Genomic DNA, 16,345 nt, shown 5'->3' on the forward strand with positions numbered 1-16,345 from the left:
GGGAAATGATCAATGCGTTCGTATGAAAAGTCGAAGCAAGCATATAAAGAAGCAGTCAAATTAATGCCGGGCGGAGTGAATAGTCCAGTCCGTGCATTCAAATCAGTGAATATGGATCCGATTTTTATGGAACGGGGCAAAGGATCGAAAATTTATGATATCGATGGCAATGAATACATTGATTACGTGCTCTCTTGGGGGCCGCTTATTTTAGGTCATAGCAATGACGAAGTAGTAGAAGGGTTGAAGAAGACAGCTGAAACAGGTACAAGCTTCGGAGCCTCGACATTAGTTGAAAATGAATTAGCGAAGCTTGTCATTGAGCGTGTGCCATCGATTGAAGTGGTTCGCATGGTTTCTTCAGGAACAGAAGCGACGATGAGTGCGCTTCGCCTTGCTCGCGGATTCACTGGCCGAAATAAGATTTTAAAATTTGAAGGCTGCTATCATGGTCATGGAGATTCCCTATTAATTAAAGCAGGCTCAGGAGTCGCTACATTAGGTCTGCCAGACAGCCCAGGTGTTCCTGAAGGAGTCGCAAAAAATACGGTGACAGTTCCTTATAATGACCTTGATGGCGTCAAATATGCCTTTGAACAATACGGAGAGGATATTGCTTGTATTATTGTTGAACCAGTTGCTGGAAACATGGGGGTTGTTCCTCCGCAGCCTGGCTTCCTTCAAGGGCTTCGTGACATTACAGAGCAATACGGCGCACTGTTAATTTTCGATGAAGTGATGACGGGCTTCCGTGTAGGCTATAACTGCGGACAAGGTTATTTCGGTGTGACACCAGATTTGACATGCTTAGGAAAAGTTATAGGCGGCGGTTTACCAGTCGGTGCATTCGGTGGACGAGCAGATATTATGGAAAAAATCGCTCCAAGCGGTCCAATTTATCAAGCGGGCACACTTTCTGGAAACCCGATGGCGATGACAGCTGGCTTAGAAACGCTTCGTCAATTAACACCAGAAACGTATGATGAGTTTATTCGCAAAGCTGATCTTTTAGAAAAAGGGCTATCTGAAGCAGCAGAAAAACACGGTATCCCTTATACAATTAATCGCGCAGGTTCGATGATCGGTATTTTCTTTACAAATGAAGACGTCATTAACTATGAAACAGCGAAAACATCTGATTTACAATTGTTTGCTGAGTATTATAAAGAAATGGCCAATGAAGGAATTTTCCTTCCTCCTTCTCAATTTGAAGGGTTATTCTTATCAACTGCTCATACAGATGAAGATATTGAGAAGACGATTGCCGCGGCAGAAAAAGCATTTAGTAAACTGAAAAAATAATCATTTTTAGGGTTGTTTTCAATCAAAATTAGGAAGTAAGGAGAAATGAATTCTCTTTATATACGACCTATTTTGATTGGGAGCATCCCTTTTTCTTTTTCCATTGGAAAGGAAGATCTACGGTAAGAAAAAGCATATTCCCTTTTTCAAAAGCATACATTCGAATAAAGTGAAACTTCAATCAGTGGGGGTTTTCTTTATCCCCACTGATTGTTAGTTGAACGGATCGGGCGTTTACGGGCTGTTGATCCCCCACCTACACGTCTGCGATTCTTTCGCCATGTTGAGGTGGGGGTCTTACAGCCCGTTAATGCGGGATGAAGAGAACGTTATGAAGTATGAGATGAAAGCTGCATTTAGTGGAAGGAGGAATAAGCGTGACTTCTCAAGATCAGTCGTATTTACGATTTTCTCTAGAAGAAACGATTCGATTTGATAGCGGACAGGAGGTAGAGGAGTTATATTCTATTTCCCTTGATCCCCAAATACAAATGGAGGAGCAGGATCAGTTTATCCGCCTGTACGGATGTCTTGAGCTTTCTGGAGAATATCAGCCAGCTATGGCAGAGGAAAAAGAAGATGAGCACAACTTGCCGATTAAGTACGTTCAGCAAGTGTTGGAGCGAAGTGAATATGAATGTGAGTTCTTTCATGAATTTCCTATTGATATTACGATACCGAAAAACCGGATTGAACGGCTAGAGGAAGTAGAAATTTATATTGATTCTTTTGATTACGCTCTTCCTCAAAAAGGGGATTTAAAGCTGACCGTCGATTTATCCATCTCCGGCATTTATGGAGAGCAGCAAACGCATAGACCGTTAGAAACGGAAGAAATAGAAGAAATAGAAGAATTTGTTGATGAGGAACCATTAGAGTCCATTGACTTACAAGAGGTCAAACAAGAGCAAGACAGTGTCGATGAGCTTCAGCAAGAAGTGGAGGAAATAGAAGAAGAGCTGGAATTTTCAATGGTCACACTCGATTTAGAACCGATCGCTAATGTAACAGATGAAGAAGAAGAAGACTTTTCTGTAGAGGTCAAAAGAAAGCCAGATGAGTGGGAAGAAGAGAAAAAACCATCATTTGTGGCAGCCATTGAAAAAAGAAATGAGGAGGAAGAATTCCAGCAAGTAGAAAACAGCGAAATCACGGCAGAAGAGAATATGGAGAATCATAGTCCAATGATGAACGAAGAGATGGAGAGTGGTGAGTTAGTAGAAAGCAAAGAGGAAGCACCAGCACCTGAGCCGAAAAAGAAAAAATCATTTGGCTTCAAACAAACAGAGACGATGTCGTTAGCTGATTTTTTTGCCAGAAAAGAAGAGGATGAATCAGTGACTTGGAAGATCTGCCTTGTGCAAAAAGAGGATACGCTACAAAAGTTGGCGGAGCGCTACGGATTGTTAGTGTCTGAGATTGTAAAGGAGAATAAATTAGAGGCGAACCAAACGATTACAGAAGGCCAGGTGCTCTACATTCCGAGCCATGAGCAGGCCAGAAAATAAATAGTCTGGCTGTCTCATGGTGGGACAGCCTTACTTTTGGATAAAGCGGGTGAAGAAGGTGGAACAGCCCTTTTCAGAAGTGTGGAAACAGTATGGTCTGCAGCCGGAATATATGGAATCCTTTGGCCGCATTCAAAAGCTATATACGGACAAAGGGAATTTTGCTTTAAAAAGAATACCAGCGACTCGCGGGATGTCTTTTCTTCCGAGCATGCAGCGATTGTATCAATCAGGCTATCATCATTTCGCGCCTGTGTACCCGGCGTTAGATGGTCGCTACGGCATTCTCGAAGGACAGCATATTTATTATTTAATGCCATGGATTGAGGGAAGGAATGAGAGGGATACCATTTTAAAAGATAAGCAAATGTTAAGAGAAGCAGCTAGACTACACTTATTATCTTCAAAAGAAATAGAGGTGGATCCAAAGGAAAGGCTTGAACATTATGAGCAGATGAAAAACATATGGGAGCGACAAGAAGAACAATTAGAACAATATATCACTTTAGCGGAAAAAGAGACGTATATGTCTCCTTTTAGTTTGCAATATGGAATATATTATCACGATGTGGCGATGGCATACTTTTACGCTAAGGAGAAGTTGAAAGAGTGGATAGAGGAAACGAAAGAACATAAAAAGGCTCGCACCGTTCAAGTGCATGGGAATCTGTCATTGGACCATTTTATTTTAGATCATCATGGCACCGGTTATTTTATTAATTTAGAGAAATCTCGACCAGCGACACCCATTCATGATCTTGTGCCGTACTTTGCGGATTCTTTGACTACTTTCCCAAAGAAGGTAGAGGCAGAAATTGAGCAGTTCGCTCATTACACGCAATACTTCCCTTTAAAGAAGGAAGAAAAATTATTATTTCATAGTTACTTGGCCTACCCAGGAGCGATCTATCAAACGGTTTCATCCTACTTTACTCATTCTAGAAAACACAATGAGTATCAATTCACTCAGCGGCTGCAGCAGCAATATTGGCAGTTGAAAAACAGTGAATCCTTTCTTGTTCATCTCGATTCCAACAATAGCGGGGGACTGTCATCGTAGGCGGAGCGGCTCTGTGCGACGGAGACAGTCCCATTGTTCATGGCAGGCTTAAATCCATTCGAGATAAAGAGCAATGGCCAGCAAAATAAAAATGGCCAGCAAAATAACATCAAAAGTAGTCGGGAAAAAAAGAGTTCGAATTCCTTGGAAAATACAAAAGGGAATCGCTAACTGTGAACAGATGGCCCGGCACTTCCGCAGCCAAGGAGGAAGGGTATATGGGTTGTATCGTCTTCTCATCATTACCACCTGCTTCTTCCTTTTTATTGTTGGCTTTGTTAAATAGCAAGATGGACTTTCGATTAGGTGAGTTTCGTTCAAATGAATTCACTACTTAACATCGCCTTATTATTAGCATATGAAAAAAAGTGAGCGTTCGTGAGTAAATCTGAAAAATCAGGGCAATAATGATTGACGAAAACGCCTGTTTTTCGATAATATATGAATGATACGAAAAAGCAAAGACCGGGAAGAGTATGATGAACGGCACGTCTTGCAGAGAGGAAAATTCATGGCTGAGAAATTTTCCGACAAGCCCCATCAGAAAGTCGCCCGCGAGCTGCTTCTGTGAACGTTGTAAGTAGCAGAAGCCGGTTACCAGCCGTTACTGGATTGAGAGCCGAATGTGCCTGCAAAGCCATTCGTGAAAAAAGGTGGCACCGCGAACAACTCCTTCGTCCTTTTGGCGATAGGGGTTTTTTTGTGGTTAAAAAGCAGGCTGCAAATAAAGGAGGACTATGGAATGGAGAACAAGGAATTAACGATGCCGACAAAGTATGATCCGCAGGCCATTGAACAAGGTCGTTATGACTGGTGGGTCAACGGCAAATTTTTTGAAGCGAAAGATGATCAAACGAAAGAACCTTATACGATTGTGATTCCACCGCCAAACGTAACAGGAAAGCTTCATCTTGGACATGCATGGGATACAACGTTGCAAGATATTTTAACACGCATGAAACGGATGCAAGGTTATGATGTGTTATGGCTACCAGGAATGGACCATGCGGGGATTGCGACGCAAGCAAAAGTCGAGCAAAAACTGCGTGAAGAAGGGAAATCACGCTACGATCTTGGCCGTGAGAAATTTTTAGAAGAAGCGTGGAGATGGAAGGAAGAATACGCTAGCTTTATTCGTGAGCAATGGGCAAAGCTTGGCCTTGGTCTTGATTACAGCCGCGAGCGTTTTACATTAGACGAAGGGTTGTCCAAAGCGGTTCGTGAGGTGTTTGTTTCTTTATATAACAAGGGATTGATTTACCGCGGTGAATATATTATTAACTGGGACCCAGCAACGAAAACGGCTCTTTCTGACATCGAGGTTATTTATAAAGATGTTCAAGGAGCGTTCTATCATATGAAATACCCGCTTGCGGATGGCAGTGGACATATTGAAATCGCAACGACTCGTCCGGAAACAATGTTAGGCGATACAGCCGTTGCGGTGCATCCAGAAGATGAGCGCTATAAGCATTTAATCGGTAAAACAGTGATCTTACCAATCGTTGGCCGTGAAATCCCAATTGTCGGTGATGACTATGTCGATATGGAATTCGGTTCTGGCGCAGTGAAAATTACACCAGCGCATGACCCGAACGACTTTGAAATCGGTAATCGCCATGACCTAGAGCGTGTGCTTGTTATGAATGAAGACGGTACGATGAATGACCTTGCTGGCAAGTACAAAGGAATGGATCGTTTCGATTGCCGCAAACAAATTGTGAAAGATTTGCAAGAACAAGGCGTGCTGTTCAAAATTGAAGAGCATATGCATTCCGTTGGTCATTCTGAGCGAAGCGGAGCCGTTGTTGAACCATATTTATCTACACAATGGTTTGTTAAAATGCAGCCGTTAGCGGACGAAGCGATTGCACTGCAAGCGAAGGAAGAAAAAGTTCACTTCGTACCTGATCGCTTTGAAAAAACATACCTTCATTGGATGGAAAATATTCGCGACTGGTGTATTTCTCGTCAGCTTTGGTGGGGGCATCGCATTCCTGCTTGGTATCATAAAGAAACAGGAGAAGTGTTTGTCGGTCACGAAGCGCCAGCGGATAGTGAAAACTGGGAGCAAGATACGGATGTACTTGATACATGGTTTAGCTCTGCTTTATGGCCATTTTCTACAATGGGCTGGCCGGATACAGAAGCGGCAGACTTTAAGCGCTACTATCCAACAGGTGCGCTAGTAACTGGCTATGACATCATCTTCTTCTGGGTATCTCGAATGATTTTCCAAGGATTGGAGTTTACAGGTGAGCGTCCGTTTAAAGATGTACTGATTCATGGACTTGTTCGCGATGCAGAAGGTCGTAAAATGAGTAAGTCGTTAGGAAACGGTGTCGACCCGATGGAAGTGATTGCTAAATACGGAGCGGATTCCTTGCGCTATTTCTTATCAACAGGAAGTTCTCCGGGCCAAGATCTTCGTTTCTCCGTGGAAAAAGTGGAGTCCGTTTGGAACTTTGCTAATAAAATTTGGAATGCGTCTCGCTTTGCTTTAATGAATATGGACGGATTGAAGTATGAAGAAATCGATTTAAGCGGTGAGATGTCCGTTGCCGATAAATGGATTTTAACAAGACTCAACGAAACGATCGAAACGGTGACAAAACTAGCGGATCGTTACGAGTTCGGTGAAGTGGGTCGTGTATTGTACAACTTCATTTGGGATGACTTCTGTGATTGGTATATCGAAATGGCGAAGTTGCCATTGTACGGAGAAGACGAAGCGGCGAAGAAAACGACTCGTTCGATTCTTGCGTATGTGCTCGACAATACGATGCGTCTGTTACATCCATTCATGCCGTTTATTACGGAAGAAATTTGGCAAAACCTTCCGCATGATGGCGAAACAATTGTGACAGCGAAATGGCCGGAAGTGCGCTCTGAATTATCGGATGAAAAAGCGGCGAGCGATATGAGGCTTCTAGTGGATATTATTCGCGCTGTTCGTAACATCCGCGCCGAAGTAAATACGCCAATGAGCAAGAAAATTAAGCTAACGATCAAAGCGAAAGATGAAGCTATTCTTTCCGTACTTGAATACAACCGTGCGTATGTAGAGCGCTTCTGTAACCCAGAAGAACTGACGATTTCTATCGATGCGGTTGCTCCTGATAAAGCGATGACAGCGGTTGTCACAGGTGCAGAATTAATTTTACCACTTGAAGGGTTAATTAATATCGAGGAAGAAATTGCTCGTCTGCAAAAAGAGTGGGATAAATGGAATAGCGAAGTGGAACGCGTTCAGAAAAAACTAGGGAACGAGCGTTTCATCAGCAAAGCACCTCAAAAAGTCGTTGACGAAGAACGCGCGAAAGAACAAGACTATCTTGAGAAACGTGGGGCAGTAGAAGCGCGTATGAACGAATTAAAACAGTAAGAGCCATTGCTCTAGGACGAATCTGTATATCTTGTACAGATTCGTCTTTTCATATAGATGGAGGACTTCTCAAATGATACACACTTATCAAGAAGCATTACATTGGATTCACAGTCGTCTACAAATGGGAATCAAACCAGGGCTGTTGCGAATGGAATGGTTAATGGAAAGAATGAATCATCCCGAGCGACGACTGAAAACCGTACATATTGGTGGAACGAATGGCAAAGGCTCAACGGTGACTTATATGCGTTCAATCTTGCAAGCCGCTGGTTATGAAACGGGTACGTTCACTTCCCCCTACATTGAACAATTCAATGAACGGATTAGCATCAATGGAACTCCGATTACGGACGAAGAGCTTACCGAACTTGTCAATATCATTAAGCCGCTAGCGGAGGAGCTTGAACAAACGGAGCTTGGAGGACCTAGTGAGTTCGAAGTCATTACGGCGATGGCTATTTATTATTTCGCCTATGTGCATCCGGTGGACATCGTGCTGTTTGAAGTGGGGCTAGGTGGACGGTTGGATTCAACGAATGTAATCTATCCGCTTCTTTCTGTGATTACAACGATTGGTATGGATCATATGCAGTTTTTAGGGGATACGCTAGAGGAGATCGCCTTTGAAAAAGCAGGAATCATTAAAAGGGGCGTTCCTGTCATTAGCGGCGTGAAGCAAGAGGAAGCGAAAGAAGTGATTGCTAAGCGAGCGATGGATCAGAAGTCGGCGGTTTATCAACTGGGAGAGCAGTTTCAAGGAAAGTGGCAACAATCTCTTTCAACCGGGGAAGCCTTTCATTTTGAGTCTGTCTTTGCCAATATGGAATCTCTTCATACGGGCTTAAACGGATTGCACCAAGCCGACAATGCTGCGCTTGCCGTTATGGCAACGCTTTATTTGAAAACATTCTATTCTTTTTTGATCGAAGAATCACATATCCGAGAAGGAATTAAAGCAGCTTATTGGCCAGGAAGAATGGAACAAGTGTCGCATAACCCAGTCATTTTGCTAGATGGCGCACATAACGAAGAGGGCGTAAAGGCTCTAGTGCACTCATTAAAAATGCGCTATCCTCAACAACGCATCACCGCTCTATTTGCCGGGCTAAAAGATAAAAAGCTAGATAAAATGGTTGCTTTGCTTCAAGAAGCAGCCGATGTTGTCATTTTTACTACATTTGACTTTCCAAGAGCAGCAAAGCAGGAAAACTTTGAACTGCTATTCAATAACCGGACCATTTGGAGAGATGACTGGCGTCAATGCATCAAGGAGTTTCAAGAAAATACAGAAGAGGGACAAATGTTTGTGGTTACCGGCTCACTGTATTTCATTTCAGAAGCAAAGAGATTGTTTTAACGAATATTTACAATATTGTTATTTTAGATTTACAAATAGCTATTACGATAAGTGGTATAAATAGTTAATGGAAAGGTGGAGGGATCGAGTGATGAGTTTTGTTGTCTTTCTCTACGGTTTGGTATTTGGCTCATTTTTTCATGTGGTGGGCTGCAGAGTACCTGTTAAAAGATCCTTCATTCTCTCAAGAAGTACTTGTTCCCATTGCCACCATCCATTAACAGCTATGGAGTTAATCCCGGTTTTATCTTACATCAAACAAAAAGGACGATGTATAAATTGTCAGGCGCGTATTTCACCGATTTATATATTGGTGGAACTGATCACAGCCATTTTGTTTACTTACGCGTATATTGATTTTGGTATCGGATTGGAGTGGCTACTTGCCATTACTTTCATTTCGCTTCTTATCATTATTACGGTTTCTGATCTGCTTTATATGGTGATTCCTGATAAATTATTATTGTTTTTTAGTGGGTTCTTTTTGATTGAACGATATTTGCTGCCTTTGGAACCGTGGTGGGACTCGTTTCTTGGCGCGGCTGTCGGTTTTTTTCTTCCATTTTCACTAGCGATCATCACGAAAGGTGGTATGGGTGGGGGAGATATTAAGCTATTTGCGGTCATTGGGTTAGTTTTAGGAACGAAAGGAATATGGCTTACGTTCATTTTATCCGCTTTTTTAGGTGTAATTGGCGGTCTTATCGGACTATGGCTTGGGCTCATTTCGCGAAAACAACCGTTTCCGTTTGGACCATTTATTGCAGCTTCCGCTCTCCTCGTTCTGTTTCGTGAAAATAGTCTGTTAAAATGGTACGAAGCGCTTGTGACGTAATCTTTAGCCAGAAAAATACGGCTGTTTTTGCCGAAAACTTTCCTGAACAAGGCGACAAAAGTCTTGTTCTTTTTTGAGGCTATTATGATAGCATCAAAGCAACTTAAAGAGGCGAGAGGTGATCCCAAAGTGGACAAACCAAAAAAGCAGCGATTATTTTTAACGATTTCAAGTCAAACAAAAGAGGAACCAAAAAAGAAAAAGCTTCCTGTACAAGATTGGCAAAAAGGCGGCGAGGAAAGCGCTGCCGCTGTTGAGCGTGACAAAGAAGAAGAGTTTCAGTGGGTCTTTCCAGATGAATCGGAAAAGAAGGAGGAAACGGTGAGCCTCAAGGCGACTCTTCATCCGCAACATGCTCGAAAAAGAGTGATAGGCAAGCTCTTATTCATTATTATTAGTGCGATCCTTATAGGGTTATTATTCGGTTATACGATGGTCAAGATTGTGACACAAAAAGAAGAAGTTCCCCCACAAGCGATGTTAAAAGAACCAACAAAGCAGCAACATACGGCTGCTCCAACCTCCCCAACAGCTTCTAGTCTTCTTCCCTCGATAGAGGTATCGATTGTACAAGGCGGCGTCTTCTCTACAAAAGAGGCGGCTAATAAGGCAATGAAACGTCTCAATGATGAAGGAGCTCCCGCTGGAATCATTCATAAAGATGAACAATTTATTGTGGTGTTAGGGGTCGCTTCCGAATTGGCAACGGCGAAAGAGTTAGGGGAAGCGTACCGCGCAAAGGTAGACGATGTTTATGCAAAAACCACGACTATTTCCTCTTCAACGAAAGCGACAAAAGCAAAAACATTAGCTAATGTTTTTTTAATAGTAGCGGAAGAAAGTGCAAAAACGATCATGAGCCTTCCTATTGACAAAAAGAAGCTGGCGCAAGCGGAAAAAGAAGTAAAAAACATAAAAGGAACAAAAAAGGACGAGGCCGCCTTGCTGCAACGATTATTATTAGATGCTGTCAATCAAGCTAAAAGTGATCAGCCGCAAGCCGCCCAAGCTGCGCAGGAGAAGCTTTTAGCTTTTTTAGCTGCTTATTAATAGGGGGGATAAATGGCTCGGTAACTTCTTGAAGATGGAGTAGAGAAGTTACGGAGCCTTTTGTCATTATATACATAGGTAACTGATGTTTAGCGTGGAAAAGTTTGAGGTCACTGTCCAATTTTGATAAAATAAAAGCGGTATTTCCCTTAATTCTTGAAAGACAGGTGATGGATGTTGGCGAAAATCATTTTAGCTTCTGGTTCTCCTCGCAGAAAAGAACTTCTCCAAAAAATTGGTCTACCTTTTACTGTTGTTGTTAGTGATGTAGATGAAACGATCTCCCACCCGATGTCCTCTGAAGAAATTGTCATGCAATTAGCTTCCCGTAAAGCTTATGCTGTCGCAAAAGATCATGAACAAGATGTGGTCATCGGAGCAGATACTATCGTTGTTCTTGATGGAGAAATATTAGGTAAACCGCAAGACCGGAATGATGCGAAGCGAATGTTAAAACAGCTTTCTGGTCGGGAACATTCCGTTTATACCGGAGTTGCAATCATGCAAGCAAATAAGCAATACCTCTTTTACGAAAAAACAAATGTCACATTTTGGGAGCTGTCAGATGAGGAAGTGGACGCTTATCTTGACAGTGGTGAACCGTTTGATAAAGCGGGTGCATACGGCATTCAAGGAGCAGGTGCCATCCTTGTGAAGAAAATTGACGGTGACTATTTCTCCGTTGTCGGTTTACCGGTGGCTTCTTTGTATAGACAACTTCAACGGTTTGACCTACCAGGGGCGACCATTTCCTTTCCTTCTCAAACGTGATCAAAGGAGAGAAGATGGATGTCAAACGAGATGTTTATGATTAAAGATGTTCCATTAGAAGAACGCCCGAGAGAACGAATGATTACAAATGGCCCCAAAAGCCTCTCGAACCATGAATTGCTCGCGATTATTTTGCGAACAGGCACGAAAAATGAATCTGTGCTGCAATTATCGAATCGAGTGCTACAAACATTTGAAGGATTGCGCATGTTAAAGGATGCCTCCTTAGAAGAAATCACTTCCATTAAAGGAATCGGTCAAGCAAAGGCTGTACAAATCATGTCGGCGCTTGAGCTTGGCCGCCGCATTAGTCATTTGAAATTTGAAGATCGCTATGTCATTCGCTCTCCTGAGGATGGAGCGAACTATGTAATGGAAGAAATGCGGTTTTTATCACAAGAGCATTTCGTATGTCTGTACCTCAACACGAAAAATCAAGTCCTTCATAAACAAACATTATTCATCGGAAGTCTCAATGCCTCGATTGTGCATCCCCGCGAAGTTTTTAAAGAAGCATTTCGCCGTTCCGCTGCTTCCGTTATCTGCATTCATAACCATCCGTCTGGAGATCCTGCACCGAGCAGGGAAGATGTCGAAGTGACGAAGCGACTAGTCGAATGTGGAAAATTGTTAGGAGTGGAAGTGTTAGACCATTTAATTATTGGTGATAAAAAATACGTCAGCTTAAAGGAAAAAGGCTATGTATAATGCTAGGATTTTTTTTTTGATTACGTTATAATATAAGTTATGATTTTTGCTTGTTGTTTTTTGTTGAAATCACAAATAATAATGTTCAATCTATCACTATAAAATAGTAACAGATCAAGAAAGGGAGATACCTGTATGTTTGGAATTGGAAGTCGAGATCTTGGAATAGACCTTGGAACGGCGAATACGCTTGTCTATGCCAAAGGAAAAGGTGTAGTTGTGCGCGAACCTTCAGTGGTGGCGCTTCAAACAGATACAAAGCAAATTGTCGCTGTTGGTAATGACGCAAAAAAAATGATTGGTCGTACACCTGGGAATGTCGTCGCAACACGCCCAATGAAAGATGGGGTTATCGCTGATTACGAAACGACAGCTACAATGATTAAATATTATATTAAGCAAGCAACTAAAGGTGGAACAGGAATGTTTGCCAGCAAGCCTTATGTGATGGTTTGTGTGCCATCAGGCATTACGGCTGTAGAAGAGCGGGCAGTGATTGATGCGACTCGTCAAGCAGGCGCGCGTGACGCTTACACGATTGAAGAGCCATTCGCAGCAGCTATTGGAGCTAATTTGCCTGTTTGGGAGCCTACGGGAAGCATGGTCGTTGATATTGGTGGAGGAACAACAGAAGTAGCGATTATTTCTTTAGGCGGTATTGTCACAAGTGAATCCCTGCGTATTGCTGGTGATGAAATGGATGATGCTATTGTTGCCTACATTCGCAAGCAGTATAATTTATTAATTGGAGATCGTACATCTGAAACCATCAAAATGGAGATCGGTTCTGCCGGTGATTTTGAAGAAATCCCGAGCATGGAAATTCGCGGGCGCGATTTATTAACAGGCCTGCCGAAGACGATTGAAATCACAGGCAAAGAAATCGCTGATGCTTTAAAAGATACAGTCTATGCGATTGTCGATACAGTGAAAAGTACATTAGAAAAAACTCCGCCAGAACTTGCGGCTGATATTATGGATCGCGGCATTGTGTTAACTGGAGGCGGTGCTTTATTGCGCAATTTAGATAAAGTGATTAGTCAAGAAACGAATATGCCGGTGTTGATTGCAGAAAATCCACTTGATTGTGTCGCTGTTGGTACAGGTCTAGCATTAGATCATATTCACTTATTTAAAAATAAAAACAAATAATCAATTATTTATTCCGGCAGCGGTTTTCTGCTGCCGGATTCTAACTTAATGCAAAAAAATAGAGGTGGAATAGATGCCACAATTTTTTACAAACAAGCGTTTGATTATCCTTCTTGGTAGCATCATCGTTCTTGTCGCATTGATTGGTTTTTCTCTTCGCGATCGCGAAAATATTTCTTGGCCTGAACAATTTGCAAAAGATATTGTCGGTTTAGGGCAAGCTGTTGTTTCTAAACCTGCCAATGGTATTGCAGGGTTTTTTAATGATATTGGAAATTTGAAAAATACCTATAAAGAAAATGAAAAATTAAAGGCGCGGTTAGATGAATTAGCTCAATTGGAGAGCGATGTTGCCCGACTCGAGAAAGATAATAAGGAACTTCGAGCGATCATTGATAAAAAACAAAGTTTAGCAGATTACGAGCCTGTTCAAGCCACCGTTATTGCTCAAAATCCGGATCGTTGGTTTGACGTGTTGACCATTGATCAAGGATCTGCTAGCGGTGTGCAGCCTAATATGGCTGTTATTACAGCAGAAGGACTAGTTGGGAAGGTGAAAGACACGTCTAAGTTCACCTCAACCGTCCAACTGTTGAGCGCGCATGATCCAAGAAATCGAGTGTCTGCGGTGATTCAAGGCAAGAAAAATGTTTACGGTGTGATTGAAGGATATGATAAAGAAAAAGATTTGCTACTGATGACAAAAATTCCTTATGACGCCAAATTGAAGAAAGGCATGATGGTGACTACTTCAGGAAAAGGCGGCGTCTTTCCGAAAGGGCTTATTATCGGTAAAGTAAAGAAATTAGTGCCTGACCAATTTGGTTTAACGCAAACCGCATTAATTAAGCCGGCTGCCAAGTTTGATGATTTAGAACATGTTATGGTAGCTAAGCGAGGAATGATAACTGTGTTGCCAGAGAAGCAAGAGCGTCAGCAAGTAGTTGTTGAGGAGGGGAATCTGTGAAACGGTTTCTCCTTCCTCTATTAATGACCATTCTTTTTTACAGCGATAGCGTGTTTATGTCTTGGATCCCTGCCCGTGCTTTTGAGGGGGAGTATGTATTAGTCTCTCATTTGTTTGTGATCGCGTTATTGTTGATGTCGATTTATTTCGATCGTAATACAGCTATCAAATATGGTTTCCTTTTTGGTTTTCTTTTTGATATCTTTTATACGGGTATTTTAGGGGTTTATATGTTCTTTTTACCGCTCCTAGTTTATATCACATCGAAAATGGTAAAAGTGTTGCAAAATCATTTATTTATTGTTGCTTTTATCATTCTTTTTGATCTATTTTTGTTAGAATTAATTATGTTCCAATTAAATACATTTGTGAGCCGGACAGAGATGCAAATGCCGCAATTTTTGTCTATTCGATTATGGCCGACTTTGATGGTAAATGGCATTTTCTATCTATTTGTAGCTATTCCGCTGAAACATGTTTTTGAAAAGCTTCGACGCATTTACTTTGATTAATGGCTGATATAGAAAGAAAAAAGGAAAAAGTAGAGGACTTGTCGAATTATTTGGACAACAGAGGTGAAGAACATGCTATGAAGAAAAAACAAAATGTTGTCATAAAGGGAACAAAAGATGGCTTGACGTTGCATTTAAATGATAAATGTGCTTATGCTGATTTATTAGATGAACTCAAAGAGAAAATGGTGACAGTGAACGATGAAGATCACGGAGCGATCATCACGGTGACTGTCCAGCTAGGAAACCGTTATTTAACGCAAGAAGAAATAGAAAAGATCACCAGTCTGATTGTTGAGCAAAAGCATCTTGTGGTTGGAGAGGTAAAATCTAATGTGATGACTGTAGAGGAAGCGATTCGCTGGAAAGAGGAGAGTGAAATTGTTTCCTATACAGGAAGAGTTCGATCTGGACAAGTATTAGAAGTTGCCGGGGATTTGCTGTTGATTGGTGATGTAAATCCGGGTGGAACGGTGAGAGCAGGACGAAATATTTATGTGATGGGTGCGTTAAAAGGAATGGCCCACGCTGGATGTTATGGGGATGACTATGCCGTCATTGTTGCGGGTCAAATGATGCCTACACAGCTTAGAATTAGCCGTTATTTAAACCGTGCACCCGACCGCTATGAAGAAGATGAAAGCTTCGAAACGGAATGCGCCTACATAGATGAATCTAATCAAATTGTTGTTGACCGCTTGCAGGTGTTAAGGCATCTGAGACCGGAGATTTCTACGTTAAAAGGGGGAAGCCATAGTGGGTGAGGCTATAGTTATTACATCTGGTAAAGGCGGAGTGGGGAAAACGACCACTTCAGCTAATTTAGGTACAGCACTTGCTCTGCAAGAAAAGAAAGTGTGTTTAGTAGATACAGATATTGGCCTTCGTAATCTAGATGTTGTGATGGGACTTGAAAACCGTATCATTTATGATTTGGTTGATGTGGTGGAAGGTCGCTGTAAAATTCATCAAGCATTGGTAAAGGATAAACGCTTTAATGATTTATTGTTTTTATTGCCAGCAGCTCAAACATCAGATAAAACAGCTGTGACTCCAGAACAGATGAAGAAATTAATTGAGGAATTAAAGCAAGATTTCGATTATGTGTTAATTGATTGTCCAGCAGGTATTGAACAAGGCTATAAAAATGCGATTGCTGGAGCGGATAAAGCCATTGTTGTAACGACGCCAGAAAAAGCATCTGTGCGCGATGCGGATCGAGTGATCGGTTTGCTTGAAAAGGAAGAAGGAATGGAGCCGCCCAAATTAATTATTAATCGAATTCGCAGTCATATGATGACGCAAGGCGATATGCTCGATGTGGATGAAGTGACGACCCATTTATCGATTGAATTAATTGGCATTGTTGTGGATGATGACGAGGTCATTAAGTCGTCACACACGGGTCAACCGATCACACATAATCCAAACAATCGGGCTTCCATCGCTTATCGCAACATTGCTAGAAGAATTCTTGGTGAGTCTGTTCCGCTTCAACCGCTCGAAGAAGTGAAAGAAGGATTTTTCGCTCGCTTTAAAAACTTTTTTAGCGTGCGTTCTTAATGAATAAATAGAAGAGGCATTCTCATACATATGCAGCTATTTCAAAATCGTTATACAGGAACGATCAGGTTTTTAGCTTCTTATCATGAGAAGCTTCTTTTTTTTGCTTTTCTTCTACTATACTTCTTAATTTTTGACTCCTTTCATATGTTTTAGTAAGGCGATGCTAAAC

Annotated in this window: 15 protein-coding genes and 1 other annotated feature; of the genes, 14 read left to right on the forward strand and 1 reads right to left on the reverse strand. The window is 41.8% G+C overall.

The genetic code is table 11. The features are described 5' to 3' along the window. Positions 1–12 precede the first annotated feature (12 nt). The 3 genes from hemL (at position 13) to ysxE (ending at position 3,870) form a co-directional block, all read left to right on the forward strand. On the forward strand, positions 13–1,302 hold the full coding sequence (hemL, locus tag IRB43_RS01150) for a glutamate-1-semialdehyde 2,1-aminomutase (protein ID WP_203361593.1): 1,290 nt from the start codon (positions 13–15) through the stop codon (positions 1,300–1,302). Positions 1,303–1,679: 377 nt separating this feature from the next. Then, entirely contained in the window at positions 1,680–2,810 is a 1,131-nt protein-coding gene (spoVID, locus tag IRB43_RS01155; RefSeq protein ID WP_203361594.1) for a stage VI sporulation protein D, read from the forward strand. Positions 2,811–2,868: 58 nt separating this feature from the next. Then, the gene (ysxE, locus tag IRB43_RS01160; RefSeq protein WP_203361595.1) at positions 2,869–3,870 is read left to right on the forward strand and encodes a spore coat protein YsxE; all 1,002 of its coding nucleotides are present in this window, start codon (positions 2,869–2,871) and stop codon (positions 3,868–3,870) included. A 48-nt stretch (positions 3,871–3,918) separates the two neighbouring features. On the opposite strand, the gene IRB43_RS17755 is transcribed toward ysxE, so the two are convergent. Beyond that, on the reverse strand, positions 3,919–4,110 hold the full coding sequence (locus IRB43_RS17755) for a hypothetical protein (protein ID WP_238941768.1): 192 nt from the start codon (positions 4,108–4,110) through the stop codon (positions 3,919–3,921). Positions 4,111–4,322: 212 nt separating this feature from the next. Then, positions 4,323–4,555 (forward strand) — a binding site (T-box leader). Between the two features lie 57 nt (positions 4,556–4,612). Here IRB43_RS17755 and IRB43_RS01165 point away from each other — a divergent pair. From IRB43_RS01165 to minD, 11 genes are all read left to right on the forward strand, one after another. Beyond that, a complete protein-coding gene (locus tag IRB43_RS01165; protein ID WP_203361596.1) occupies positions 4,613–7,255 on the forward strand; it encodes a valine--tRNA ligase in 2,643 nt (880 codons plus the stop codon). 73 nt (positions 7,256–7,328) lie between these two features. Continuing rightward, a complete protein-coding gene (locus IRB43_RS01170; protein ID WP_203361597.1) occupies positions 7,329–8,615 on the forward strand; it encodes a bifunctional folylpolyglutamate synthase/dihydrofolate synthase in 1,287 nt (428 codons plus the stop codon). Between the two features lie 91 nt (positions 8,616–8,706). Then, a complete protein-coding gene (locus IRB43_RS01175) occupies positions 8,707–9,450 on the forward strand; it encodes a prepilin peptidase (RefSeq protein WP_203361598.1) in 744 nt (247 codons plus the stop codon). 129 nt (positions 9,451–9,579) lie between these two features. Continuing rightward, positions 9,580–10,500, forward strand: coding sequence for a hypothetical protein (locus tag IRB43_RS01180; RefSeq protein WP_203361599.1), 921 nt, complete (start codon positions 9,580–9,582; stop codon positions 10,498–10,500). 177 nt (positions 10,501–10,677) lie between these two features. After that, complete coding sequence (locus IRB43_RS01185; RefSeq protein WP_203361600.1) at positions 10,678–11,271, forward strand: Maf family protein; 594 nt, start codon at positions 10,678–10,680, stop codon at positions 11,269–11,271. A gap of 18 nt (positions 11,272–11,289) precedes the next feature. Next, positions 11,290–11,979 (forward strand): RadC family protein, encoded by a 690-nt coding sequence (gene radC / locus IRB43_RS01190; protein WP_275296740.1) that lies wholly within the window; start codon positions 11,290–11,292, stop codon positions 11,977–11,979. 135 nt (positions 11,980–12,114) lie between these two features. Continuing rightward, entirely contained in the window at positions 12,115–13,131 is a 1,017-nt protein-coding gene (locus IRB43_RS01195) for a rod shape-determining protein (RefSeq protein WP_203361601.1), read from the forward strand. Between the two features lie 73 nt (positions 13,132–13,204). Next, positions 13,205–14,098 carry a rod shape-determining protein MreC gene (gene mreC, locus IRB43_RS01200; RefSeq protein WP_203361602.1) on the forward strand — a complete coding sequence of 298 codons (894 nt, stop codon included), beginning with the start codon at positions 13,205–13,207 and terminating at the stop codon, positions 14,096–14,098. Further along, positions 14,095–14,610: a rod shape-determining protein MreD gene (gene mreD / locus IRB43_RS01205; protein ID WP_203361603.1), complete on the forward strand. Its 516-nt coding sequence runs from the start codon at positions 14,095–14,097 to the stop codon at positions 14,608–14,610. The genes mreC and mreD overlap by 4 nt, the downstream gene beginning before the upstream one ends. A 77-nt stretch (positions 14,611–14,687) precedes the next feature. Next, positions 14,688–15,374 (forward strand): septum site-determining protein MinC, encoded by a 687-nt coding sequence (gene minC, locus IRB43_RS01210; RefSeq protein ID WP_203361604.1) that lies wholly within the window; start codon positions 14,688–14,690, stop codon positions 15,372–15,374. Further along, positions 15,367–16,173, forward strand: coding sequence for a septum site-determining protein MinD (minD, locus tag IRB43_RS01215; protein ID WP_203361605.1), 807 nt, complete (start codon positions 15,367–15,369; stop codon positions 16,171–16,173). Before minC ends, minD begins: the two co-directional genes overlap by 8 nt. Positions 16,174–16,345: the final 172 nt, after the last annotated feature.

Origin of the sequence: Bacillus sp. REN10 (assembly GCF_016820555.1) — a bacterium.
Lineage (GTDB): Bacteria > Bacillota > Bacilli > Bacillales > Domibacillaceae > Bacillus_CE.